This window comes from Zafaria sp. Z1313, assembly GCF_050563205.1.
Lineage (GTDB): Bacteria > Actinomycetota > Actinomycetes > Actinomycetales > Micrococcaceae > JAZDCJ01.
The window spans coordinates 1-24818 of sequence record NZ_JBNWUK010000004.1 but is presented as its reverse complement, the minus strand read 5'-3'; the positions used below and the strand labels follow the sequence as shown (position 1 = coordinate 24818).

Annotated in this window: 22 protein-coding genes and 1 pseudogene; 14 read left to right on the top strand and 9 right to left on the bottom strand. The window is 72.0% G+C overall.

The genetic code is table 11. The annotated features are described in order from the left end of the window. Positions 1-9: 9 nt before the first annotated feature. Both ACQ3I4_RS05915 and ACQ3I4_RS05910 read right to left on the bottom strand, forming a co-directional pair. Positions 10-1011 (bottom strand): PhzF family phenazine biosynthesis protein, encoded by a 1002-nt coding sequence (locus ACQ3I4_RS05915; protein ID WP_430633082.1) that lies wholly within the window; start codon positions 1009-1011, stop codon positions 10-12. A gap of 98 nt (positions 1012-1109) precedes the next feature. Continuing rightward, positions 1110-1655, bottom strand: coding sequence for an AMIN-like domain-containing (lipo)protein (locus tag ACQ3I4_RS05910; RefSeq protein WP_430633081.1), 546 nt, complete (start codon positions 1653-1655; stop codon positions 1110-1112). Positions 1656-1954: 299 nt separating this feature from the next. Here ACQ3I4_RS05910 and ACQ3I4_RS05905 point away from each other — a divergent pair, with 299 nt between their 5' ends. The 6 genes and pseudogenes from ACQ3I4_RS05905 to ACQ3I4_RS05880 all read left to right on the top strand — a co-directional run. Beyond that, positions 1955-3082, top strand: coding sequence for a mechanosensitive ion channel family protein (locus ACQ3I4_RS05905; RefSeq protein ID WP_430633080.1), 1128 nt, complete (start codon positions 1955-1957; stop codon positions 3080-3082). A gap of 293 nt (positions 3083-3375) precedes the next feature. Next, complete coding sequence (locus ACQ3I4_RS05900) at positions 3376-4365, top strand: siderophore ABC transporter substrate-binding protein (protein ID WP_430633079.1); 990 nt, start codon at positions 3376-3378, stop codon at positions 4363-4365. A gap of 91 nt (positions 4366-4456) precedes the next feature. Continuing rightward, entirely contained in the window at positions 4457-5440 is a 984-nt protein-coding gene (locus ACQ3I4_RS05895; protein ID WP_329863609.1) for an ABC transporter permease, read from the top strand. Further along, positions 5433-6479 (top strand): iron chelate uptake ABC transporter family permease subunit, encoded by a 1047-nt coding sequence (locus tag ACQ3I4_RS05890; RefSeq protein WP_329863607.1) that lies wholly within the window; start codon positions 5433-5435, stop codon positions 6477-6479. The genes ACQ3I4_RS05895 and ACQ3I4_RS05890 overlap by 8 nt, the downstream gene beginning before the upstream one ends. Further along, complete coding sequence (locus tag ACQ3I4_RS05885; protein WP_430633078.1) at positions 6476-7231, top strand: ABC transporter ATP-binding protein; 756 nt, start codon at positions 6476-6478, stop codon at positions 7229-7231. The genes ACQ3I4_RS05890 and ACQ3I4_RS05885 overlap by 4 nt, the downstream gene beginning before the upstream one ends. A gap of 219 nt (positions 7232-7450) precedes the next feature. Then, positions 7451-8755, top strand: a pseudogene (locus ACQ3I4_RS05880) (S8 family peptidase); the annotation flags it as partial. A 538-nt stretch (positions 8756-9293) separates the two neighbouring features. Here ACQ3I4_RS05880 and ACQ3I4_RS05875 read toward each other — a convergent pair. Then, entirely contained in the window at positions 9294-10202 is a 909-nt protein-coding gene (locus ACQ3I4_RS05875; protein WP_430633077.1) for an SDR family NAD(P)-dependent oxidoreductase, read from the bottom strand. Between the two features lie 147 nt (positions 10203-10349). Here ACQ3I4_RS05875 and ACQ3I4_RS05870 point away from each other — a divergent pair, with 147 nt between their 5' ends. Continuing rightward, positions 10350-11384 (top strand): ABC transporter substrate-binding protein, encoded by a 1035-nt coding sequence (locus ACQ3I4_RS05870; protein WP_430633076.1) that lies wholly within the window; start codon positions 10350-10352, stop codon positions 11382-11384. Here ACQ3I4_RS05870 and ACQ3I4_RS05865 read toward each other — a convergent pair. Further along, the gene (locus tag ACQ3I4_RS05865) at positions 11381-12148 is read right to left on the bottom strand and encodes an MBL fold metallo-hydrolase (RefSeq protein WP_329863598.1); all 768 of its coding nucleotides are present in this window, start codon (positions 12146-12148) and stop codon (positions 11381-11383) included. The two genes, ACQ3I4_RS05870 and ACQ3I4_RS05865, sit on opposite strands and share 4 nt — an antisense overlap. Positions 12149-12174: 26 nt before the next feature. On the opposite strand from ACQ3I4_RS05865, the gene ACQ3I4_RS05860 reads away from it, so the two are divergent. The 5 genes from ACQ3I4_RS05860 (at position 12175) to ACQ3I4_RS05840 (ending at position 19769) form a co-directional block, all read left to right on the top strand. Beyond that, entirely contained in the window at positions 12175-13170 is a 996-nt protein-coding gene (locus ACQ3I4_RS05860; RefSeq protein WP_430633075.1) for a FecCD family ABC transporter permease, read from the top strand. Then, positions 13167-14210: a FecCD family ABC transporter permease gene (locus ACQ3I4_RS05855; RefSeq protein WP_430633074.1), complete on the top strand. Its 1044-nt coding sequence runs from the start codon at positions 13167-13169 to the stop codon at positions 14208-14210. The genes ACQ3I4_RS05860 and ACQ3I4_RS05855 overlap by 4 nt, the downstream gene beginning before the upstream one ends. Positions 14211-14212: 2 nt before the next feature. Beyond that, positions 14213-16105 carry an SIP domain-containing protein gene (locus ACQ3I4_RS05850; protein WP_430633073.1) on the top strand — a complete coding sequence of 631 codons (1893 nt, stop codon included), beginning with the start codon at positions 14213-14215 and terminating at the stop codon, positions 16103-16105. A 59-nt stretch (positions 16106-16164) separates the two neighbouring features. Further along, positions 16165-18405, top strand: coding sequence for a glycoside hydrolase domain-containing protein (locus ACQ3I4_RS05845; protein ID WP_430633072.1), 2241 nt, complete (start codon positions 16165-16167; stop codon positions 18403-18405). Positions 18406-18473: 68 nt separating this feature from the next. Continuing rightward, positions 18474-19769 (top strand): glycosyltransferase, encoded by a 1296-nt coding sequence (locus ACQ3I4_RS05840; protein WP_430633071.1) that lies wholly within the window; start codon positions 18474-18476, stop codon positions 19767-19769. Between the two features lie 24 nt (positions 19770-19793). Here the strand turns inward: ACQ3I4_RS05840 and ACQ3I4_RS05835 are convergent, their stop codons facing one another. Further along, a complete protein-coding gene (locus tag ACQ3I4_RS05835) occupies positions 19794-20261 on the bottom strand; it encodes a MarR family winged helix-turn-helix transcriptional regulator (protein ID WP_329863588.1) in 468 nt (155 codons plus the stop codon). A gap of 10 nt (positions 20262-20271) precedes the next feature. Continuing rightward, on the bottom strand, positions 20272-20529 hold the full coding sequence (locus ACQ3I4_RS05830) for a hypothetical protein (protein ID WP_329863586.1): 258 nt from the start codon (positions 20527-20529) through the stop codon (positions 20272-20274). Positions 20530-20709: 180 nt separating this feature from the next. Here ACQ3I4_RS05830 and ACQ3I4_RS05825 point away from each other — a divergent pair, with 180 nt between their 5' ends. After that, the gene (locus ACQ3I4_RS05825; protein WP_329863584.1) at positions 20710-22599 is read left to right on the top strand and encodes an ABC transporter ATP-binding protein; all 1890 of its coding nucleotides are present in this window, start codon (positions 20710-20712) and stop codon (positions 22597-22599) included. Positions 22600-22635: 36 nt separating this feature from the next. Here the strand turns inward: ACQ3I4_RS05825 and ACQ3I4_RS05820 are convergent, their stop codons facing one another. The 3 genes from ACQ3I4_RS05820 to ACQ3I4_RS05810 form a co-directional block, all read right to left on the bottom strand. Further along, a complete protein-coding gene (locus ACQ3I4_RS05820; RefSeq protein ID WP_329863582.1) occupies positions 22636-22953 on the bottom strand; it encodes a hypothetical protein in 318 nt (105 codons plus the stop codon). Beyond that, the gene (locus ACQ3I4_RS05815; RefSeq protein WP_329863580.1) at positions 22953-23102 is read right to left on the bottom strand and encodes a hypothetical protein; all 150 of its coding nucleotides are present in this window, start codon (positions 23100-23102) and stop codon (positions 22953-22955) included. The genes ACQ3I4_RS05820 and ACQ3I4_RS05815 overlap by 1 nt, the downstream gene beginning before the upstream one ends. Positions 23103-23182: 80 nt before the next feature. Then, positions 23183-23584, bottom strand: a complete 402-nt coding sequence (locus ACQ3I4_RS05810; protein WP_430633070.1) for a hypothetical protein — start codon at positions 23582-23584, stop codon at positions 23183-23185. A 75-nt stretch (positions 23585-23659) separates the two neighbouring features. Here ACQ3I4_RS05810 and ACQ3I4_RS05805 point away from each other — a divergent pair. Then, a partial coding sequence (locus ACQ3I4_RS05805) for an IS256 family transposase (protein ID WP_430633170.1) occupies positions 23660-24818 on the top strand: 1159 nt, incomplete at its 3' end.

Sequence of the window (24818 nt, the reverse complement as noted above, 5' to 3'; positions counted from 1 at the left end):
TACTCCCGTTCAGGGCAGCTCGACGCTCCCCGTGATGCACGTGACGGCGCGGCCGGAGATCCAGATCCCCTCCGCGTCGCGGGCCACGCCGACCTGGCCCGTCCGGCCCAGCCGCGTGCCCTGGCGCACCGTGTAGTGCTCGGGGGCCAAGCCGTTGGGGATGAGCCATTGGGCGAGGCCCGCATTGAGGCTTCCCGTCACGGGGTCCTCCGGGAGTCCCTCGCCCGGGCAGAACGCGCGGACCTCGTAGTCGGCCGGGGCCGAGGCGACGGCCGCCTGGAAGGCCCCGCCGGCCGCTTCACCAGGGGACGCCGGGAGCGGCTCGAGCTCCGCCCGGGCGCCCTTGGGACGCCCGGGGCGCGCCCCGTCGTCGTACGCCGTCCCGGCATAGGAGCCGGCGGCGCTGCCCGGCGCCCCGTAGGCGCCGATGACGCCGACCTCGAGGCCCGCGAGCGCGGCGAAGTCCGGTTCGAGTCCGAGCACGGCCTCGGCGTCGCGCAGGAGCAGGCCGGCCCAGTTCGGCCCGTTGGCGACCCACTGGTGCGCCAGCACGTCGTGGGGAGACAGGCCCAGACCGGCCACCGCCCACTCGAGGACGTCCGGATCCAGCGGGCCCGTGCGCCGCAACGCCGGCGCCTGGAAGGACAGCACGCGCTCGCCGTCCGCATCCTGGCCGAGGCGCACGGGGACGGGGCCGGCCCCGCACTCGATCACCACCTCGCCCGGCCGGGCCGGGACACCCCCGGACTCGAGCCACGCGTGGACGGTTCCGAGGACGGGATGGCCGGCGAAGGGGAGCTCGGTCGTGGTCGTGAAGATGCGCACCCGCAGGTCCGCGCCGGGAGCCGTGGGCGGCAGCACGAACGTCGTCTCGGCGAGATTGGTCCACGCCGCGAATCCCAGCATCGCCGCGGGGTCCAGTCCCGTGCCGTCGAGCACCACGGCCAGGGCGTTGCCCCGGTACTTGGCGGCGGTGAAGACGTCGACCTGCAGGTACGGGCGGGAGCTCATAGGAGCATCGTGGCACGCCCGGCGCGCCACGGCACCTCCATGACGCGGCCCGGGCCCCGCGTGGGGCCCGGGCCGCGGTGCGGTCCGTCGTCGGCGGCCTACCAGCGGTGGGCGACGTCCACGACGAGCCGGGATCCGGTCCCCGGCCCGTCCAGGACGAACGCGCGGAACGGCAGGCGGGCGCGGACGCCGAGCCCAAACGAGGTCTGTCCCTCGAAGCTGCCGAGGAACGCCACCTGGCGGAAGGTGGAGTAGCCGGCCACGGGCACGGCCTGGTTGCGGTTCGCCGGCAGGTACGTGGGCCGGCCGGCCGGGGTGTAGGCGGGGGCGCGGACGACGATCTGCAGGTCGGCGGCTCCCGTCAGGGGAACGCGGCGGCCCTCGCCCTCGGTGTAGACGGCCGTGACGTAGCGGACGTCGTAGCCCCGGGCCTTGCCGCGCAGGTCGAACACGAGGCGGTCGAAGCAGCCGTGGCGGCCGGCGCGGACGCCGGTGAGCTGCGCCGTGGACATCGCGGCGCGGGTCTCCGCGAGCGATCCCCACGTGATGCCGCAATAGGGTGCGGCGGCGGCCGGCGCAATGGGCGCCAGCCCGAGGCCGGCCACCAGCAGCGCGCTGGCGATTCCGGCTCGAAGGGTCTTCATGATGCTCATCTCCCTCAGGGGGTGGTTGGTGTGACGTGCCCATGGTGCGCCCGCTGCGCGTCCCGCGCCAGAGGTATTTCCAAGTGCCGCATTTTCGTGACCGTGGGTCACGGCGTGCCCCCGGACGACGGCGGGGCGCGGCGCCGCGCAGGTCGCGGACGGGGGCGCGCGAAGGTTGCGGAACGGGGTGCGCCGGGCCCTCCGGGGCGGCCCGCGGTCACGGAGCGGTGGCCGAGGTCACGGAACGGGTGCCACCGCGCTCCTCGCCGAGTGCCGCGACGATGTGGAACGCTGGAGCCATGCCCTACATCCCGACCCTGGTGCCGTCCTCCCTGCCGTCGCTCCCCGGCGCGGGAAGCGAACCGCTCGAGGCGATCACGGACTCCGTCGAGGCCAGCGGCGTGCCCGCCGAGGCGCTGCCGTGGATCGCCGTCGGCGTGGCCGTCCTCGCCGCCGTCGTCGTGAGCTACGTCGCCGCGTTCATCGTGAACCGGATCCTGAGCCGGCATCCCGTGCTGCGCTCGGACATCAACCGCTGCCGCATCCCCACGACGCTCGTGCTGTCCTTCGCCGGCGCGCTCAGCGCCCTGCAGGCCACGGCGCCGGACGCGTCGTGGCGCGAGGCCTCCGACTTCCTCATGTTCGTGGGCCTCATCGGGGCGATCGCGTGGCTCGCGACCGTCCTGCTGCACCTCGTCGAGAACTCGCTCCTGGCCAAGTACCGCCGCGAGAGTCCGAACCCGCGCCGGCTCTCCAAGCTCCGCACCCAGGTGAGTCTGCTGCGCCGGGTCGCGACCGCCGTCGTCCTCACCCTCGCCGTCGCCGGCATCCTGCTGCTCATCCCCCAGGTCCGGGCGCTCGGTGCGGGCATCCTGGCCTCGGCCGGCCTGATCTCCGTGGTCGCGGGCCTCGCCGTCCAGGGCACGCTCTCCAACGTGTTCGCCGGCCTCCAGCTGGCCTTCACCGACGCGATCCGGGTGGACGACGTCGTCTTCGTGGAAGGGAAACAGGGAAGCATCGAAGAGATCACGCTGACCTATGTCGTCGTGCTGCTCGCCGACGAACGGCGCCTGATCCTGCCCTCGACGCACTTCACGACGAACCCGTTCGAGAACTGGTCCCGCGGCTCCACGGAGCTCAGCGGTTCGATCCTGCTTGACCTGACGTGGCAGGCGCCGGTCGAGCGGCTGCGCGCCCGGGTCTCCCAGCTGCTCGAGGCGAGCGAGCTCTGGGACGGGCGCCACGGATCCGTCACCGTCGCCGACGCCGCCGGCGGCATGATGCAGATCAGCATCTTCGTCAGCGCCCGCAACGCCGCCGACCTCGCCTCCCTGCGCGGCGAGCTGCGCGAGCGGCTCGTCGCCGAGCTCCAGGAAAAATACCCCGAGGCGCTGCCGAAGCCCGTCGGTCCCCGGCCGCCCGCCTAGCGCCGGGGCGCCCGACCCGCCAGTAGCCCCGGCCGGGGCCGGTAACAGGCGTGAGATGGCCCACAGCCGTCGGGGAACGACGCCGGGGCGCGGCCCCCGCGACGGGGTCGCCACAGCCGCGGGATGGCGCGGATTCCGCGGCTCCGGAGTCGCCTGGGGCGTCCGGCCGCGGCCCTCCGGGGCGTCGAGGGATGCACTTGAAGTCTCAACGGAGGCACGCTTAGGTTTGTCTTGCCTTCGCCATTTAGAAAGGCTTTCGTGCCTAAATGGCCCCGCTCGCTGATAAGGACATCATGAACGCCTCTCGTTTCCGCCTCGGCGCCGTCGCCGGCGTCCTCGCCCTCTCCCTCGCCGCTTGCGGCGGCCAGGCCCCCGCCACCGAATCCACGCAGGATGCCGGCGCCGCCGCGGCGATCGAGGTCCAGGACAACACCGGCACGCACACGCTGACCCCGCCGTTCTCCTCCGTCGTCGCGACCGACAACCGTACCTTCGAGACCCTCTCCGACTGGGGCATCGAGCTGAGCGCCGCCGCCGTCGCCCTCATGCCGGACACCATCGCCTACACGAAGGACGCCTCGATCGTCGACCTCGGCAACCACCGCGAGCCGGACCTCGAGTCCGTCGTCGCCGTCGAGCCGGACCTCATCATCAACGGCCAGCGGTTCGCCGACTACGCCAAGGACTTCGGCGAGCTCGTCCCGGACGCCACGGTGATCAACCTCGACCCGCGCGACGGCGAGCCGTTCGACGCCGAGCTCAAGCGCCAGACCACGGTCCTCGGCGAGATCTTCGGCAAGCAGGCCGAGGCCGAGCAGCTCGTGGCCGACTTCGAGGCCGCCATCGAGCGCGCCAAGGCCGCCTACCAGGCCGACGATACGGTCATGGCCGTCATCACCTCCGGCGGCGAGATCGGCTACGCCGCGCCCTCCGTCGGCCGCACCCTCGGCCCGGTCTTCGACATCCTCGGCCTGACCCCGGCCCTCGAGGTCTCCGAGTCCAGCACGGACCACCAGGGCGACGACATCTCCGTCGAGGCCATCGCCGACTCGAACCCGGGCTGGATCCTGGCCATGGACCGCGACGCCGCCGTCGGCAGCGAGGACGGGGCCTACGTGCCCGCCAATGAGGTGCTCGCGGGTTCCGAGGCCCTGAAGAACGTCGACGCGGTCAAGGACGGCAACATCGTCTACATGCCCGCCGACACCTACACGAACGAGGGCATCCAGACCTACACCGAGTTCTTCAACGCCGTCGCCGACGCGTTTGAGGCGAAGAACTAGCCACGCCCGGCCGCCGGCCGGCGGCGGAGCCCGCATCCCACGGGCCCGCCGCCGGCCGTCCGCGCACCCACCGAACCCGGACGGCCCCACCGTGACCACCAGCACCGCGCCCCGCGCCCAGGCCAAGGGGCGGCTCTTCGACGTCAAGCTGCTGCTCGGCGTCCTCGGCGTCGCCGCACTGCTCGCCCTGTCCCTCGCGACCGGCGTCTACGACGTCTTCGGCGCCGAGGACGGCAACGAGATGTTCGCCATCACGCGCATCCCCCGCACCATCGCCTTGGTCCTCGCCGGCGCGGCGATGGCGATGTGCGGCCTCGTCATGCAGCTGCTGACCCAGAACCGCTTCGTCGAGCCCACGACCACCGGCACCACCGAATGGGCGGGCCTCGGCCTGCTGACCGTCATGGTGCTCTTCCCCGGGGCGTCCATCCTGGCCCGCATGTCCGGCGCCATCGCGGCCGCCTTCGTCGGGACCATGGTGTTCTTCCTCTTCCTGCGCCGCGTCTCGCTGCGCTCCTCGCTCATCGTGCCGATCGTCGGGATCATGCTCGGCGCCGTCGTCGGCTCCGTCTCGACCTTCTTCGCCCTGCAGACCGACATGCTGCAGAGCCTCGGGATCTGGTTCGCCGGGAGCTTCACGTCGGTGCTGCGCGGGCAGTACGAGGTCCTGTGGATCGTGCTGCTCGTCGGGGTGGCCGTGTTCGTGCTCGCCGACCGGCTCACCGTCGCCGGCCTCGGCGAGGAGATCTCCACGAACGTCGGGTTGAACTACAACCGGATCATCCTCATGGGCACGGGCCTGATCGCCGTCGCGACCGGCGTCGTCACCGTCGTCGTGGGCAACCTGCCCTTCCTCGGGCTCATCGTGCCGAACATCGTCTCGATGTTCCGCGGCGACGACCTGCGCTCCAACCTGCCGTGGGTCTGCCTGCTCGGCATCGCCATCACGACCGTCTGCGACCTCGTCGGAAGGACCATCATCATGCCGTTCGAGGTCCCGGTCTCCCTGGTCCTCGGGATCGTCGGGGCCGTCGTGTTCATCGCCCTCCTGCTGAGGCAGCGCCGCCGTGGCTGAGGCGCGCACCCTGCCGGCCCCGGCCGGACCCGCACCGCAACGCGCCTCCGGGCCGTTCCCGGACCACCGCGCCCGGCGGCGCTACTGGATCGTCCTCGGCGTGCTGGCCGTCCTCGCCGTCGGCTTCGCGTTCGGCCTCCTGGCCTGGGCCAATCCGATGCCGTTCGGCAGCGACGGCTTCTGGCGGATCGCCGAGCGGCGCACGCTCGGGGTCGTGGTCATGGCGGTCGTGGCCTTCTGCCAGGCCGTCGCCACCGTCTCCTTCCAGACCGTCGCCAACAACCGCATCATCACGCCCTCGATCATGGGCTTCGAGTCGCTCTACGTCGCGGTGCAGACCACGGCCGTCTACGCGCTCGGCGCGGCGGGGCTCGTGGCCTTCCGGGGCACGGGGCAGTTCGTCCTGCAGGTCGCGCTCATGGTGGGGCTCTCGCTCCTGCTCTACGGCTGGCTGCTCTCCGGCCGCTACGGCAACCTGCAGATCATGCTCCTGATCGGCATCATCATCGGCGGCGGGCTCGGCTCCGTCTCCACCTTCATGCAGCGCCTCCTCACCCCGAGCGAGTTCGACCTGCTCACCGCCCGGCTCTTCGGCTCGATCGCCAAGGCCGACGCGGACTACCTGCCGATCGCGATCCCGCTGTGCGTCGCGGCCGGCGGGCTCCTGCTCCTCGGGGCGCGGCGCCTGAACGTCCTCGGCCTCGGCAAGGACGCGACCCTGAACCTGGGGCTCAACCACCGCTTCGAGACGATCCGCGTGCTGCTGCTCGTCTCCATCCTCATGGCCGTCTCGACGGCGCTCGTGGGGCCGATGACCTTCCTCGGCTTCCTCGTCGCGACCCTCGCCTACCAATTCGCCGATACCTACGACCACCGCTACGTCTTCCCGATCGCGTTCCTCACCGGGTTCGTGGTGCTCTCCGGCGCCTACTTCATCATGCGGAACGTCTTCTACGCCGAAGGCGTCGTCTCGATCATCATCGAGCTCGTCGGCGGATCCGTGTTCCTCTACGTCATCCTCCGAAAGGGCCGCTTGTGATCACGCTCAGCAAGGTCAGGAAGAACTACGGCACCGACGTGGCGATCGGTCCCGTCGACCTCGAGATCCCCGCCGGCGGCGTCACGGCCCTCGTCGGGCCCAACGGGGCGGGCAAGTCCACGCTCCTGACCATGATCGGGCGGCTCCTGGGGCTCGACGAGGGGACCATCACCATCGCCGGGTACGACGTCGTCTCCACGGCTTCGAAGGACCTCGCCCGGATCGTCTCGATCCTGCGCCAGGAGAACCACTTCATCACGCGCCTGACCGTGCGCCAGCTCGTGGGCTTCGGCCGCTTCCCCTACTCGAAGGGCCGGCTGACCCGCGAGGACGAGGCCGTCGTGAGCCGGGCGATCGACTTCCTGGACCTCACCGGGCTGGAGGGCCGCTACCTCGACGAGCTCTCCGGCGGGCAGCGGCAGCGCGCCTACGTGGCCATGGTGCTGGCCCAGGACACCGACTACGTCCTCCTGGACGAGCCGCTGAACAACCTCGACATGCGCCACTCGGTGCAGATGATGCGGCACTTGCGCCAGGCGGCGCTCGAGCTCGGCAAGACCGTGGTGATCGTCATCCACGACATCAACTTCGCCGGCCACTACGCGGACCACATCTGCGCGGTCAAGGACGGCCGGGTCGTCGAGTTCGGGCCCCCGGAGAAGATCATGGTCGACGACGTGCTGACCCGCGTCTTCGACACCCCGGTGCACGTCATCGACGGGCCGAACGGGGCGCTGGCCGTCTACTACTAGCCGGCAGAACGCCGCCTGCGCACCTCCTGAAGCGAGGACTTCGGTTGCCTTGATGAACTATGTGGAACATCGACCGAAGCGTTCAAAATTTCTCAAATACTTCCTTGAGAAGTCTTTCAATTCCTGTCAATCGATGGCTACGATCCGTAGTACGCGCCCTCCGGCGCCTGATCACCGTCCGGTCGGCCGTCATCCATCGACACCTTCAAGGAGTGCACCATGGCATCGAATGCCACTCGCTTCACCCGTGCCCTGGCCCTGTCGGCGGCAGCCGTCGTCGGCGCCGCGGGCCTGACGTCGGGCGCCCTCGCCCCCGCGGCCGCCGCACCCGCCCCGACCCTCCCCGTCGCCGCGGCGCCGGCCGGCGTCGCCCTCGGTGCCGTCGAGCCCGGGGAGAGCTACGAGCAGTTCATCGTCAACTACAAGGACGCGCCGTCCTCCGCGGCCAGGGAAGGCCGCGCCAAGGCCTGGGGCAAGGCCGCCCGCGGGGCCGGCACCTCGGTCAAGGAGCTGCGGGCCCTGTCCACGGGCGGGTTCGTCATCAAGGCGGACAAGCCCCTCGACGCCGCCGCGTCGAAGGAGTTCATGCAGGAGCTCGCCGCGAGCGGGCTCGTCGAATCGGTCGAGCCGGACGCCCGGATGACCATCTCCTGGACGCCGAACGACGCGCGCTACGGCGAGCAGTGGGGCTACCACGGGGCGAACGGGCTGCGGATGCCGGCGGCCTGGGACGTCTCCCGCGGCGCCGGCAGCGTCGTGGCGGTGCTCGACACGGGCATCACCTCCCATGCCGACCTGAACGCCAACGTCCTGCCCGGCTACGACTTCGTCTCCGATCCCGCCGCGGCCCGCGACGGCAACGGGCGCGACAACAATCCCCTCGACGAGGGCGACTGGTACAACGCCGGCGAGTGCGGATCCTCGCAGGGCGGCTCCTCCTCGTGGCACGGCACCCACGTCGCCGGCACCGTCGCCGCCGTGAGCAACAACTCCACGGGCGTCGCCGGCACGGCCCCCGACGCGAAGATCGTCCCCGTCCGCGTCCTGGCCAAGTGCGGCGGCATGCTCTCCGACATCGCCGACGCCATCACGTGGGCCTCCGGCGGCGCCGTCTCCGGCGTCCCCGCCAACCCCAACCCGGCCCACGTGATCAACATGTCCCTGGGCGGCGGCGGGGCCTGCGGCACGACCTACCAGAACGCGATCAACGGCGCCGTCTCGCGCGGAACCACCGTGGTCGTCGCGGCCGGCAACGAGGCGCAGAACGCGGCCAACGTCCGTCCGGCCAACTGCAACAACGTGGTCACCGTGGCCTCCTCCAACCCCTCCGGCGGCCCGTCCTACTTCACCAACTTCGGGTCGGCGATCGACGTCACCGCGCCCGGCGGGGACACCCGCGTGGCCGGAGGCGGCATCCTCTCCACCGTGAACACGGGCTCCACCGTGCCGGCCGGCCAGGGCTACGCCTTCTACCAGGGCACCTCGATGGCCACCCCGCACGTCGCCGGCATCGTGGCGATGATGAAGGCCAAGAGCCCCTCGCTCACCCCGGCCGCCGTCGAGACGGCCCTCAAGAACGGGACGCGCGCCATGCCGGGCGGCTGCACGATCGGCTGCGGCGCCGGCCTGGTCGACGCCGCCAAGGTCATGAACGCCCTGGGCGGCGGGAGCAACCCCACTCCGGGCGCCGGCCAGCTCCTGCAGAACCCGGGCTTCGAGTCCGGCTCCACCGGCTGGACCTCGAGTCACGCCGACACCTTCGAGTCCGGCTCGGCCGCCCGCACCGGCACGCGCTTCGCGGGCCTGAACGGCTGGGGCAACGCCAACACCTACACCCTGGACCAGCAGGTCGCCGTCCCGTCCGGCACGGGCACCGCGCAGCTCGGCTTCCACCTGCACGTGCTCTCGAATGAGACGACGGCGTCGATGAAGTACGACACCCTCTCGGTGCAGGTCGTCTCCGGATCCACGACGACGACCGTCGCGGCCTTCTCCAACCTGGACAAGTCCAGCGGCTACTCGCTCAAGACCGTGAACCTGAACGCCTACAAGGGCCAGACGGTCACCATCCGCTTCCGCGGCGTCGAGGACGGCTCGCTCGCCACGCTGTTCCGCATCGACGACACCTCGCTGACGGTTGGTGAGGGACGGGGGACTTTTCCTGCGTGGGCCGCCACCCGCGGCCCACCCGGGCCAGCAGCGCGTCGGGCAGGAGCCGGGCCAGGACCGCTCCCGCCTTGTAGCGCAGGGTCGGGATGGAGACGGCGCGGCCGGCCGCCGCGTCGGCGAGCCCCGCCTGGACGACCTCGTCCGGCTGCAGCCACGCGAAGCGGGGGACGCGCAGGTGCTCGAGCCTCATCCGCTCGTGGAACTCGGTGCGCACGTACCCCGGGCACACCGCGGTGACCGTGATGCCGCGGGGGCGGTAGTACTCGTTGGCCCAGCGGCTGAAGGACACCATGAGCGCCTTGGCGGCCGAGTAGGTGCCGTGCGGGGTGAACGCCGCCATCGACGCGACGTTGATGATCCGCCCGCCGCCCGCGGCGCCCATCGCGCGCAGCGCGGCGTGGGCCAGGACGAGCGGGGCCTGCGTGTGGATGCGCAGCAGGTCCAGCTCGTCGGAGAGCTCGTTGTCCGCGAAATTGCCGCGCAGTCCGTGACCCGCATTGTTGACCAGGAGCGCGACGGGGGAGTCCACCGAGGCGAGGCGCCGGGCGACCGCCTCCACGCCGTCGTCCGTCAGCAGATCCGCCGTGATCGTCTCGACCGGGACGGCGAAGCGGCTCCGCAGCGATGCGGCGGAGGACTCGAGGCGCGCGGCGTCGCGGGCGACGAGGACCAGGGCGTGGCCCTGGGAGGCCAGCTGCCGGGCGAACTCCGCGCCGATCCCCGCCGTGGAGCCCGTGACGAGCGCAGTGGCCTGCGGAACGTGGGTGAAGTGTGCTTCGGGATGCCGCTCGCGGATCGTCATGATGCCGACTGTAACGCGCCGCCGGGTGTTGCGCGCGCCACAATACGGTAGGAGACCTTTGCGTCATGAGGTTCTGCAAGGCTAACCTTACCGAGCGGGTCATTCCCTGTTCGCGTTCCGACCCACCCCAACACCCAAAGGACTCCCATGAAGATCACCCGCCGCGCGTCCCTGATCGCCGCCGCAGCCGCCGTCGTCCTCGGCGCCTCCGCCTGCGGTTCCACGGACGCCGATCCCGGCACGACCGCGCCCGCGGCCGACGCCTTCCCCGTGACGATCGAGCACCTCTACGGCGAGACCGTCATCGAGGCCCAGCCGGAGCGCGTCGCCACGGTCTCGTGGGTCAATGCGGACATCGCGCTGGCCCTCGGCGTCGTTCCCGCCGGCATGGACCTGGACATCTGGGGACAGAACGAGAACGGCTCGACCGACTGGAAGGACGCCAGGCTCGAGGAGCTCGGCGCCCCGATCGGCTCGGAGAACGCCCCGGTCCAGTACGACCCGACCGACGGCATCAACTTCGAGGAGATCGCCAAGGTCGCCCCGGACGTCATCCTGGCCCCCTACTCCGGCCTGACGCGGGAGGAGTACGACAAGCTCTCGAGGATCGCCCCCGTCGTGGGCCCGCTCGCCGAGAACTACACGGCCCAGTGGCAGGACTCCACGCAGGCCATCGGCGAGGCCCTCGGCAAGTCGGCCGAGGCCGGGCAGGTCATCGCGGACGTCGAGTCCAAGATCGCCGCGGCCGCCGACGCGAACCCCGTCTTCCAGGACACGACCTTCATCGCGGGAGACCTCACGGTCACCGAGGGCAGCCTGAGCGTCTACGCCGGCGGCGACAACCGCCCCCGCTTCCTCACCGCGCTCGGCATGACGCAGGCGCCGGTCGTCGAGGAGAACACGCCGTCGGGGCAGTTCTACTTCCCGTGGGCCGCCGAGCGGGCCAACGAGCTCGAGTCGGACGTCTTCTTCACCTGGGTCCCGGCCGGGACCACGAACGAGGCCATCGCCGCCGATCCGCTCATCGGGCAGATCCCGGGCATCAAGAACGGCGGGCTGATCGCCACGAGCGATGACCAGCTCACGCTCGCGATCTCGGCGTCCAACCCGCTGAGCCTCGTGTGGGCCCTCGACGAGTTCGTCCCGCTCGCCGTCGAGGCGGCCGAGGCCGCGAAGAACTAGCGGTCTCCGAAGAGGTAGGCCAGCTGGGCCGCCACGGAATGCTCGGCCGCGCCGCGCACCGAGGGGTCGATGTCCGCGTAGACGACGTCGGCCACCTCGGCGACGCCCGGCGCGGCCGGGCCGCCCGCCGCCTGGAGGGATGCGACGGCGGCGCGCACCTGCTCGAGCCGCTCAAGCCGGTGCTCCCGGTAGGCGGCGACGACGGGGCCCAGGGCCGGATGCGCCGGCCCGTGGGCGGGGAGCAGGGCCGCTTCGGCGAAGCCGTCGAGCACGTCGAGGCTGGCCAGGTAGTCGGCCAGCGTCCCGTCCGGGAAGTCCAGGATCGTGGTCCCGCGGCCCAGGACGGTGTCCCCGGTCAGCATCGACCCCGGGCCGTCGTCGGCGGCGAAGAAGCACAGCGAATCGGAGGTGTGCCCCGGGGTCGCGACCACTTGGAGGGCCAGGCCGCCCGCACGCAGCACCTCGCCGTCGGCGAGCGGCCCGGCGTCCCGGCAGAACCCGTCCAGCGCGGCGCGCACGGGCGCGCCCGTCAGCGCGTGGAAGGCGTCGATCCCCGCCGTGTGGTCGGGATGCCGGTGGGTGATCAGCACGAGCTCGACGCGGCCGGCCGCCGCGAGCGCGGCGAGGTGTCCGGCCTCGTCCGGCCCGGGGTCCACGACCACCGTGGAGCCGGAGCCCGGCGCGCGCAGGATGTAGGAATTGGTTCCGTCCAGGGTCATGGGACCCGGGTTCGGGGCGGTCAACACGGTGATCTCGGGCTGCATGGCCCCAGTCTAGGAAGGAGCACGGCATGAGGGCCAAGGCACCCCTGCTCGGCGCCGTCCTGCTCACCGTGCTCGTCGCCGCCGTCTTCCTCTCGATCGCGGTGGGGGCCCGGCCCCTGAGCCTGTCCACGGTCTGGGAGGCCCTCACGGCGACGGACCCGGAGAACGGAGACCACGTCGTGGTCCAGACGCGCATTCCCCGCACCGTCGTCGGGCTCATGGTCGGCGCCGCCCTGGGCCTCGCCGGCGCCGCGATGCAGGGCGTGACCCGCAACCCCCTCGCCGACCCGGGGATCCTCGGCATCAACGCCGGCGCGGCGCTCGCGGTCGTCGCGGGCATCTCCTTCTTCGGGATCGGAAGCCTCACCGGGTACATCTGGTTCGCGTTCGCCGGCGCCGCCCTCGGCGCCGTCGTCGTCTACCTCGTCGCCAGCATCGGGAGGGAGGGTGCGACGCCGGTCAAGCTCGCCCTCGCGGGCGCCGCCCTGGCCGCGGGGCTCACGAGCCTCATGAACGCCGTGCTCCTGACGAGCCGCACCGCGCTGGACGGCTTCCGCTTCTGGCAGGTCGGCACGCTCGCCGCCCGCCCGCTCGAGGACGCCGCCCAGGTCGCCGGCTTCCTCGCCGTCGGCGCGCTGATCGCGCTCGGCTCGGCCCGCCTCTTCAACGCCCTCGCTCTCGGGGACGACGCCGCCCGCGGCCTCGGGATCCGCATCGGCCGCGCCCGTCTCGTCTCCGGTCTCGGGATCGTCCTGCTCTGCGGCGGCGCCACGGCGCTGGCCGGGCCGATCGCCTTCGTCGGCCTCGTCGTGCCGCACGCCGTCCGCGCGCTCACGGGCGGCGACTACCGCACCGTGCTGCCGCTCTCGCTCCTCGCCGGGCCCGTCCTGCTGCTGCTCGCCGACGTCACGGGCCGCGTCCTGCTGCCGCCGTCGGAGGTCCAGGTCGGCGTCATGACGGCCGTCATCGGCGCCCCCGTCTTCATCTGGCTCATCCGCACCCGGAAGCAGGTGACCCTGTGAGCGCCCCCGCGACCCGGGCCGAGCGCGCGGTCCCGGCCCCCGGCCACGCCTCGCGCCGCCGCACCCGCACCGTCGCCGCCGCCCTCGCGGGCGCCGTCGTCGTCCTCTTCTTCTGCAAGGTCCTCCTCGGCACCTTCGTGGTGTCGCTGCCGGACTTCCTCGCCGTCCTCGGCGGCCGGACGATCCCGGGCGTGAGCTTCATCGTCATGGACGACCGGCTGCCGGCAGCCGTCGTCGGGATCCTCGCCGGCGCGGCATTCGGCGCGTCCGGTTCGACGTTCCAGACGCTCCTGCGCAACCCCCTCGCGAGCCCCGACGTGATCGGCGTCGGCTACGGTTCCGCGGCCGCCGCCGTCGTCGGCATCCTCGTCTTCTCCCTGCAGGGTCCCGCGCTGGGGGCGCTCGCGTTCTTCGGCGGCCTCGCCGTCGCGCTGGCCCTCTACGCCCTCGCGGACTCCGGCCGGCACACGGGCGGGCGGCTCATCCTCATGGGCATCGGCTTCGCCGCGATGCTCCAGGCCGTCATCAACTACCTGCTGACCCGGACCGACGTGCGCACGGCGGGCGAGGCCCTGCACTGGCTCGTCGGCTCGCTCAACACGAGCACGTGGGAGCGCGCCGGGATCCTGGCCGCGGCCCTCGCCGTGCTCTTCCCGCTCGCGGCGTTCGCCTCCGCGCGGCTGCGCATCCTCGCCCTCGGCGACGACTCCGCCGCGGCGCTGGGACTGAACGTCCGTGCCACGCGGCTCGGCATCGTCGTCATCGGCGTGGCCCTGTGCGCCGCGGCGATCTCCGTCACCGGACCGCTCGCGTTCGTCGCGTTCCTGTCCGGCCCGATCGCCCGCATGCTCTGCGGCGGGCGGCCCAGCCTGCTCTGCTCCGCGCTCACCGGCGCCGTCCTGGTGCTCGGCGCGGAGTTCGCGGGCTCCAACGCATTCGGCGCAACCAGCCTGCCCGTGGGGGTGGTGACCGGCGCGCTCGGCGCACCGTTCCTCCTCTGGCTGCTGGTGCGCTCCAACTCCCGAGGAACCGGAGGCTGACCATGACCACCCTGCAGGCGAACGAACTGACGCTGTCCTACGACGACGCCCGCATCGTCGAGGACCTGACCCTCGAGCTGCCGGCCGGGAAGATCACGATGATCGTGGGCGCCAACGGCTGCGGCAAGTCGACCCTGCTGCGCGGGCTCTCGCGGCTGCTCAAGCCGGCCGGGGGCACCGTGCTGCTCGACGGCAAGGACATCCACACCGAGCCCGCCCGCGAGGTCGCGCGCGTGCTCGGGCTGCTGCCGCAGTCGCCGATCGCGCCCGACGGGATCACGGTCGCCGAGCTCGTGGGCCGCGGCCGCTACCCGCACCAGGGCTGGTTCCGCCGCTGGTCCGCGGACGACGACGCCGCCGTCGAACGCGCCCTCGCCGCCACGGGCACGGCCGAGCTCGCCGAGCGGCCCATCGACGAGCTTTCCGGGGGCCAGCGCCAGCGCGTCTGGATCGCGATGGCGCTCGCGCAGGAGACCGAGCTGCTCCTCCTCGACGAGCCCACGACCTTCCTCGACGTCTCCCACCAGCTCGAGGTGCTCGACGTCGTCTCCGAGCTGAACCGCAGCCGCGGCACCACCGTGGCGATCGTGCTCCACGACCTGAACCTGGCCGCCCGCTATGCCGACCACCTCGTGGCCCTGAAGAAGGGGCGGATCGTCGCCGAGGGCTCCCCGGCCGGCGTCGTCACGGAAGAGGTCGTGCGCGACGTGTTCGGCATGGAGTGCCGCGTGATCCCGGACCCGGTCGCGGGCACGCCGCTCGTGCTGCCGATCGGGCGCAACCGCGTCGTCGAGCCCGGCTCGGCGGGGGACGCGGCGCAGGCCATGGCGGAGCTCGCCGCGGAGGCCGGCGACGCCGCGGATGCCGCGGACGACGCCGGGGCCGCGCCGTCCGCGCGCCCCTCCGCCGAGGTCTGCCCGACCCTCGCCTACCGCCTCACGGTCGGCGCGGTCCAGGACCTCGGCCCGGGCTTCCGCCGCATCACCTTCACGGGGGAGGACCTGGCCCACTTCGGCGTCGGCGGGCACCCGCTGGACGTGCGGGTCAAGGCCATCATCCCGCCCGAGGGCGCCCCGGCCGGCGGGGACGACCCGTTCGCCTCACTGCGCCCGGACGGCACGATCTCGGAGGACGAGGCAGCGGGCTGGTACCGCGCGTGGCTCGCCCTGGATCCGGCGGTCCGCGGCTCCATGCGCACCTACACGATCCGCGCGCACCGCGCCGCGGGCCACCCCGGGAACCTGGGCGACGGGCCCGAGATCGACATCGACTTCGTCATGCACGTCCACGAGGAGGACGGCCGGCTCGTCGGCGGTCCGGCGTCCGTGTGGGCGGCCGGCGCGGTGGCCGGGGACCCGCTGACGCTGCTCGGCCCCAACGGCCGTCTGACGGGTCCGGACTACGGTGGCATCGAGTTCCGTCCCGGCGCCGCCCGGCGCCTCCTGCTCGCGGGCGACGAGACCGCCGCGCCGGCGATCTGCTCCATCCTCGACGCCCTCCCGGCCGGCTTCACGGGCGACGCGCTCATCGAGGTCCCGACGGCCGCGGACGTCCTGGACGGCCCGAGCCGCTCCGGCGTCGCGGTGCGCTGGCTCCCGCGCGAGGGCCGCGCCCACGGCGAGCTGCTCGACGCCGCGGTGCGCGAGGCCGTCCGCGCGCCGGAGGCGGGCGCGGAGGGCGCCGCCGGCGCGCCGGCCGAGCCGGAGGACGTCGACGTGGATGCGACGATCCTGTGGGAGACCACGCAGGGCACCTCGGCGCCGTTCTACGCGTGGATCGCCGGCGAGGCGGGCGTGATCAAGGAGCTGCGCCGCTACCTCGTCCGCGACGTCGGGATCGACCGCAAGCAGGTCGCCTTTATGGGCTATTGGCGCCGCGGCAAGGCGGAAGGCTAGTCTCCGCGGCTTTACCGGCGCGAAACAGGGGCGACACGTCCCGCGCCTAGCGTGGGGCCATGGAAGAGCACGCGCCCCGCGCGGCGGGCCCGGCGGCGGCGGTCGATCCGTTCATCGGGACCGCCCCCACGGCTCTGCCGGAGCCCGTGGGCCTGGCCGCGACGTGGTGGTTTCCCAAGCCGCAGATCGGCAACACGCACCCGGGCGCGGCCTACCCGTTCGGCATGGTCTCGGCGTGCGCGTACTCGGGCGCCTATCCCACGGGCTACGGCCGGTACGGGCTCGCGACGGAGGGCGTGCCCGAGGAGATCCGGTCCCGCCAGGAGGCGAGCGGCTTCACGCATTTCCAGCAATCGGGCACGGGCGCGATCCGCAAGTACTACAACTACTTCCGCGTCACGCCCATGCTCCAGCCGCTCGACGCGCTCGGCACCGCCTACGGCCTCGGCGACGAGCGGGCGGTCCCCGGCTACTACGCGGCCACGCTGGATTCCGGGGTCCGGGCCGAGCTCGTCGCGGGGCCCAAGTCGGTCGTGCACCGCTACGTCTTCCCGCGCCACGAGGACGCGCGGATCGTCGTCGACTTCTCCCAGGGCGGGCTCGCGATCCCGCACGGTGAGACGGTGCCGCTGCGCGCCCACCTGGAGCTCGTGGCGCCGGGCGTCGCCCAGGGCCGCATCGTCGTCGAGGGCGCCCCGCTCTCCGTGCACATCGAGTGCGACGCCCTGGGCTGGCAGCAGATGCTCTGGTACGACCGCCGCCTGATGCGCGGCGGTTCGCGGCTCGACTTCGACGCGATCCGGCCCACGACGCTGCGGGGCTTCGGGCTCCTGTGGGCGGGGGCGGCCGCGCCCGAGGCGCCCGTCGAGGTGCGGATCGGCTTCTCCCTGCGCGGCCCCGAGCAGGCGCGGGCCAACCTCGAGCGGGACGGGGGATCCGGCCCCGGCGCGTTCGCCCGGGTCTCCGGGGCGGCCCGGGCGGCGTGGGACGCGCACCTGGGCGCGGTGCGGGTGGACGCGGACGACGCCGGACGTCAGACCGTGTTCTCGACCGCCCTCTACCACTCGCTCGTCAAGCCGGCGTTCGCGCCCGACGAGAGCCCGTTCTGGCCCGGGCACGGGGCGTTCGCGTTCGACCTGTGCACGCTGTGGGACATCTACCGCACGCAGTTGCCGCTCCTGGCGCTCCTCTTCCCGGACCGCGCCGTCGAGCTCGCCAACGCCCTCGTGACGATCTGCGAGGAGGAAGGCAACTTCCCGATCGGCTACCGGATGGCCCGCGGCGCCGACCGCTTCTCCCGGCAGGGCAGCGCGCTCGCCCACACCTTCCTCGCCGAGCTCTGTGCGCGCGGGCTGCCCGGGCTGGACTGGGACCGGGCCCTCGTCCACCTGCACCACGACCTGCGCCGCGGCTACGGCGAGGACTTCCTCCTCCACGGCTCCGCCGAGCCGTTGAGCCACACGCTGGACCTCGCCGTCGGATACTGGTGCGCGGCGCAGATCGCCCGCCGGGTCGGCGACCACCACCTGGCGGCGGAGCTCGACGAGCCGGCGACGTGGTGGCGCAACGCCTTTGATCCCTCCACGGGCCTGCTGCGCCCCTCGACCTACTACGAGGGCGGCGCGTGGAACTACTCGTTCCGGCTCCTGCCGGACATGCGTTCCCGGATCGCGCTCGCGGGCGGCGACGCGGCCTTCACCCGGCTGCTGGACCGCTTCTTCGGCTTCGGCGCCTCCGCCGTGCGCCAGCCCGGCCGGCGCCCGGGGGCGCCGGAGATGGAGGCCGGGTACGCGCTCGGGCGCTTCGAGGGACTGAACAACGAGCCGGACCTGGACGCCCCGTGGGCCTACCACTACGCCGGCCGCCCCGACCGGACGGCCGAGGTCGTGCACGCCGCCGTGATGAACCAGTTCGGCACCGGTCCCGGCGGGCTGCCCGGCAATGACGACTCCGGGGGACTGAGCTCCTGGTACGTCTGGGCGGCGCTGGGCCTGTTCCCCGTCGCCGGGCAGGGGATCGTGCTGCTGGGCCCGCCGTCGTTCCGCTCCGCGCGGCTCGAGGTCCCCGGCGGCGGGCTGTCGATCGAGACGCTGGGCTTCCGCGCCCCGGAGCCGGGCGGGCCCGTGCAGTACGTCCAGGAGGCCCGGCTCGACGGCCGGCCCCTGGAACGCACCTGGACCACGTCCACCGAGCTGGCCGCGGCGCGGAGCCTTCAACTGCGCCTCGGCGACCGCCCCGGGTCCTGGGGCGTGCGGGAGCGCCCGCCCTCCGGATCCGTATTCCTCGTCCCGCCCGGCTAGACCCCCGCCACGGCACCACACGGCGGCGCCACGAGGCGCCGCCGGCATCGGAAGAGAAGGAGACCGCCATGGTCAGCAGCACCCTCCCCACGCGGCGCCTCGTCATCGTGGTCCGCGCCGACCCCGTGATCTGCGGCCACTCGGTCGAGGCCCGCAACCTCGCCGAGGCCGCCCTGCTGCGCGGCTTCGACGACGTGCGGATCCTCACGTGGCCGATCGGGCTGCTCGAGGCCACGGGCCTGCCGCTCAAGCCGGCGGACCGCATCCTGGGGTATTCGCACGGGATCACGGTCGAGCGGCCGGAGCCCGTCGGCGACTACAAGATCCCCGACGGGCGCCACCTCACGGCGCTCACGGGCCGGCTCGTCGAGCTGTTCACCGACGGCGTGCCGACCGTGGCCATGAGCCTGTACCTCATGCCGCACACCCTCGCCGTCGCGGATGCGCTCACGACGGCGCGGGCCACGGGACTGCCCGTCAACGTCACGACGATCGCCGAGGCCGTCGGGAGCGACATCACCAACGTGGTGCGGGCCGCCGTGGCGGCCGACGACTTCGGCGCGGCCGCGCGCCTGCTGTCCGCCTACCTCTCCCAGGACCAGTGCGTGGCCGTCTCCCGGTACACGATCGAGGCGATCGTGGAGGCCGCGGCAGAGCTCGATATCCGCCACGGCACGCGCTTCGCCGCGGCGTGCCGGCAGCGCGTCGGCGTCTCCTACCCGGCCATCGACACCGCGGCGTGGACCACCCTGGACCCGGCCGAGACCGCCCGGGTCCTGGACGCGCGCGGGCTCGAACCCGGCGGATACGTGCTGTCCCTGTCCCGGCTCATGCCGGCCAAGGGCATCGACGACCTCATCGCGGGATTCGCCGCGAGCCGCGCCGCGGCCGGGACGCGGCTCGTCGTCGTCGGACGCGGCCCGGGGGAGGAGCAGCTGCGCGCCGTCGCCGCCGCCTCCCCGGCCGCGGAGCGGATCACGTTCCTGACCGACGTCGACGACGCCGAGAAGCCCCACATCATGGCGGGCAGCGCGGCCTACGTGCTGGCGACCAAGCCGCTGCCGGAGTTCGTGGAGACCTTCGGCATCACGCTCGCCGAGTCCATGCTGGCCGGTGGCGGCCCCGTGATCACGACGGACGTCGGCGGCACGCTCGAAGCCGTCGGCGACACCGCGCTCGTGGTGCCCCCGGGCGATCCGGCGGCGATCGCCCGGGCCCTTGACGCCGCGCTGACGCTCACGGGGCGGGAACGGGCGGAACGCGCGGCGCGGGCGCGCGGCTACGCCCTGCGCTTCGGGCGGATGCGGGTCTTCGACGCGCTCATGACGCGGGCAGGGCTCGCGGTGCGGGCCATGAGCGCCTAGCCGCGAGCGGCCGGCCCCCGGCGGTCAGGCGGGCGCCTGGTCGTCGGAGGCCGAGCGCAGGCCGGCCAGCAGGCGGGCGAGCTCGCGGCGGTCGGCGGCGTCGAGCCGGGAGAAGTACTCGTCGCTGCTCGTGCGCCGCGACTCCCTCACGGCCGCGTGGAGGCGCGCGCCCTTCTGCGTCACGTCGACGAGGACGGCCCGGCGGTCCACGGGGTCGGGGCGGCGCCGGACCAGGTCCTGGGCCTCGAGGAGGTCCACGACCTCGGTGGCCGAGCGCGGGGCGATCCGGAGGGCGGCGGCGAGGTCCTTGAGGCGCACTCCGGGCGCGGCCCCGGCGTCGTCGGCGTGCCCGACGACCGCATGCAGGGCCCGCCACTGGTGCGGCGTGAGCCCGTAGGGGGCCAGCTGCTCGGCCCAGAGCCGGCGCAGGCCGCGGAAGGCGGTGTGGAACAGCTCGCCCAGGTCTGGGGAGTCGGACGGCGAGGCGGACATGCGCCCCAGTCTATCGGCGCCGCGTCAGCCGGCTCAGGAAGCCGCGGGCGCCGGGGAGGTGGCCTTCGCGCTCGAGCGGATCGGCGGCGTCGTCCGGCAAACGTCCGTCCTGGCCGGCGAGCAGCCGGCCCGCTCCCGGGCCGGGGATCTGCGCTCCGGCGAGGTGCGGCTGACCGGGACTGTCCGCCGCGGCGTGCGCCGTGAAGGGGCCGTGGCGCTGCATGGGGCCGATCGGGTTCTCGGAGGGGTGTTCGATTGCGCGGGCCATGGCGACCACCTGGCTTTCCTGCCGTGGGCGGGGGTTTCCCGTCACCTCCATTCTAGGTTCCGGGTGCCGGGAGGGACCCCGCGCGGAGGTTGAACATTTGACCTGCAACCACATTGTGAGGTAACCTCGGTATTACCCGGTGCGGAACCCGCACCCGTCACCCACTGGAGGTGGTGTCCCATGACAGCGACCCTTCATTCCGCTGCCACCCCGTCCCGCTCCCGCCGATCCGGCGGTCGCAGCCAGGACGGTCCCGAACTTCCCGGCGCGTCCGGCGGCCGCGGCCCCGCACGCGTCGACCCCGCCGACCGCAGCCAGCTCACGAGCCACCCGGTCAGCCTGCGCCGCATCGCGGCGCTCTTCTCCCCCCACCGCGGCACCCTCGCCGTCGTCGTCCTGCTCATCAGCGCGTCCTCGGTGATCGGCCTCGCCCAGCCCTTCCTGGTCCGGGCCATCATCGACGACGCGCTGCCGCACCAGGACACCGCGCTCCTGGCCTGGCTCGCCGGCGGGCTCGTGGCCGTCGCCGCCGCGACCGCCGTGATCGGCGTCGTCCAGACCTGGATGGCCACGCGCATGGGCCAGCGCGTCATGCACGCCCTGCGCACCGCGCTCTTCACCCACGTCCAGCGCCAATCGCTCGGCTTCTTCACCCGGACCCGTGGGGGCGAGGTCCAATCCCGGCTCACCCACGACATCTCGGGCATGCAGTCCGTCGTGACGAGCACCGCGACGTCGGTGGCCTCGAACCTGACCACCGCCGTCGCGACCGCCGTCGCGATGATCGCCCTCTCCCCGCAGCTGAGCCTGCTGTCCCTCCTGGTCCTGCCCCCGGCCATCTACCTGAGCCGCCGCGTGGCCCTGCTGCGCCGCGACATCACCGCGGAGCGCCAGCGCGAGCTGGCCGGCCTGCACACCTTCGTCGAGGAGGGGCTCTCCGTCTCCGGCGTCCGCCTGGCGAAGACCCTCGGGACCACGGGCCGGGACGCCGCGCGCTTCGCGGAGTCCTCCGAGCGGCTCATCGGCCTGGAGCTGCGCTCGCAGCTGGCCGGCCGCTGGCGCATGGCCACCATGGGGATCGTCTTCGCGGCGATCCCCGCGGTCATCTACCTCGCGGCGGGATTCCCGGCCGTTTCCGGCGGCATGACGATCGGCACGCTCGTGGCGTTCACGGCCCTGCAGGGCGCGATCTTCCGTCCCATCATGGGACTGCTCAACGTCGGCGTGCAGTGGGTCACCGCGATGGCGCTCTTCAGCCGCATCTTCGAGTACCTCGACCTGGTCCCGGACGTCGCCCCTCCCGTGCGCCCCGTGCGGCTGGATCCGCGCGCCGTGCGGGGCGAGGTCCGCTTCGAGGGCGTGGATTTCGCGTACGACGACGGGGCCCCGGTCCTGCGCGGCATCGACCTGGTCCTCGGGGCCGGGACCACGACGGCCGTCGTCGGGCCGACGGGATCCGGCAAGTCCACGCTCGGCGCCCTCCTGCCGCGGCTCTTCGACCCGAGCGCGGGCCGTCTGTCGATCGACGGGGTGGAGGTGCGGGAGCTGCACCCGGACGACCTCGCGGGAATCGTCGGCGTCGTCTCCCAGGAGTCCTACCTGCAGCACGCCTCGATCCGCGAGAACCTGTTGCTCGCCGCGCCCGGCGCCACGGAGGCGCAGCTGTGGAACGCCCTCGCGGCGGCGCGCATCGCCTCCCTCGTGGCTTCGCTGCCCGAAGGGCTGGACACCGTGGTCGGCGCCCGCGGCCACCGCTTCTCCGGCGGCGAGCAGCAGCGCCTGGCCATCGCCCGCACCCTGCTGCGCAACCCGAAGGTCCTCGTCCTCGACGAGGCCACCTCGGCCCTGGACAACTCGACCGAGGCGGAGGTGCAGGCGGCGCTGGACCGGCTCGCAGAGGGCCGCACGACCCTGACGATCGCCCACCGGCTCTCCACCATCGAGGACGCGGACCAGCTCGTGGTCCTCGAGGACGGGCGGATCGCCGAGCGCGGCACGCCGCAGGAGCTCCTCGCGGCGGGCGGACGCTACGCCCGGCTGGCGGGGCGGCGCGAGCCCGTCTCCGCGTAGGAGGCCCTCGTGCGGAGGTGACGGTGGAACCCGGCTCTAGTCCCATTTGATTTCTGCGAACAGCTTCCTGCCCCGCCGGCCGGGTGGCGGCGTCATGACGTACTCGAAGAAGCCGCCTTCGTCGTATTCGGAGTCGACATCCTCCATGACGATTCGGAACTTGCCCGGTCTGCGCCCCTTCTTTCGGATCAGGATGTCTCGCGCCTCCACGGCCTTCTCGCGTGTGGAGAAGACTCCGTAGAGCGCTTCCGGGTGGCCGTTCAACCGGTTGTGTTCCTTCTGCACGAGCTTGAGACACCACACACGCTCAGACCGCTGACCGGTCTCAGTGGATTCGAAAGTCTTCCCGGGCATCAGCTCATCCTGATCGGTGGGTCGATGATCGAGTCCAGTGTGACCTGTACGATCTCGAAGTCGTCCGGATAGTCTCGAAAGCCGGGCTCAGTTCGGCGGTTGGCCACGGCACGCTCGGCGAGCTCCCGGCTGGTGAAGTAGCCCAGCATGTGCGTGTTCCTCGCATCGCTCCCGTACGTGTACCTGCTCAAGTATCTGTGCACGGCAATCCACATCTGCAAGGTGCCACCTACTTTCCGGTCCGTGAGAGATGCTTCTTGATTTGCTGAATGTAGGACTTCGTAGCCGCCGATGTCGCGTGCTTGGGTCCATACTGCTTGACGATACGTGAGGCCGCTTGGCTAGGTGTCTCTCCCGGAAGTCGCCTCTTGCCAACAGCCCAGCTCGGGACGTTATTTGCCGTCTCTTTACCGGACGGTTTGGTTGTCTTTTTGGCCTTGGCCAGCCAGATGTACGCGCTGGCAGTTACGGCGGTGATCTTCGCGAAGCGATTCATCACCCCTCGTTGACCAGGCCACCAACCTGTTCTTTGGTGGTAGTTGAGAATCCAAGAAGTGATGCCCGCTGCGGCTACCAATCCTCCGATAACCCATCCGATCCCTGGGATGAATACTGCTGCAGCGGCTGCCAAGCCGGGAGTGTCAGACGAACGGTGTATCTGGTCCTGGCCTGACCGAAAGGAAAGGCGATGACCGATGTCATCGAGATGATTGATCCTGTGACGGGAGAGATCATCGATCAGCAGCAGATCGCGGAGCAGCTGCTCGCGGAAGCGAAGGAGAAGGGCGTCAGCCTGGTCGGCCCGGACGGGCTGCTCGCCGGGCTAACGAAGCGGGTGCTGGAGACTGCGCTCGAGGTCGAGATGACCGAGCACCTCGGTTATGACAAGCACCAGCCCAGCACCGGCGAGAATGCCCGTAACGGGACGCGGGCGAAGACCGTGATGACCGAGGTCGGTGCAGTGCAGATCGACGTTCCCCGGGATCGTGAGGGGTCGTTCCAGCCGAGGATCGTGCGCAAGCGGCAGCGTCGGCTGGACGGGATCGACGAGATCGTGCTGTCATTGACCGCGCGCGGGCTCACGACCGGTGAGGTCGCGGCGCACTTCGACGATGTCTACGGAGCCAGCGTCTCGAAGGACACGATCTCGAAGATCACCGACAAGGTGATCGAGGAGATGACCGAGTGGCAGAACCGTCCGTTGGACCGCGTCTACCCGGTGGTGTTCATCGACGCGATCGTCGTGAAGGTGCGGGACGGGCAGGTGCGCAACAAACCGTTCTACGTCGCCGTCGGCGTCACCACGGGCGGGGAACGCGACATCCTCGGGATCTGGGCCGGCGACGGTGGTGAGGGCGCGAAGTTCTGGCTCGGCGTGCTCACCGAGATCAAGAACCGCGGCGTCGAGGACGTCTGCATCGTCGTCTGCGACGGGCTGAAAGGCCTCCCGGACGCGATCAACACGACGTGGGAGCTGACGACGGTGCAGACATGCATCATCCACCTGATCCGCAACACGTTCAAATACGCGTCGCGGAAGTACTGGGACCAGATCGCCCGCGACCTCAAGCCGGTCTATACCGCCGTCAACGAAGCTGTCGCGAGGGCCAGGTTCGAGGAGTTCGCCGAGAAGTGGTGCACCATGTATCCCGCGATCCGGCAGCTCTGGGAGAACGCATGGGCGGAATTCATCCCGTTTCTGGACTACGACGTCGAGATCCGCCGCATCATCTGCTCCACGAACGCGATCGAGTCGCTCAACGCCCGCTACCGGCGCGCCGTCCGTGCCCGCGGGCACTTCCCCAACGACGCTGCCGCGCTGAAATGCCTGTATCTCGTGACCCGGTCGCTTGACCCGACGGGGC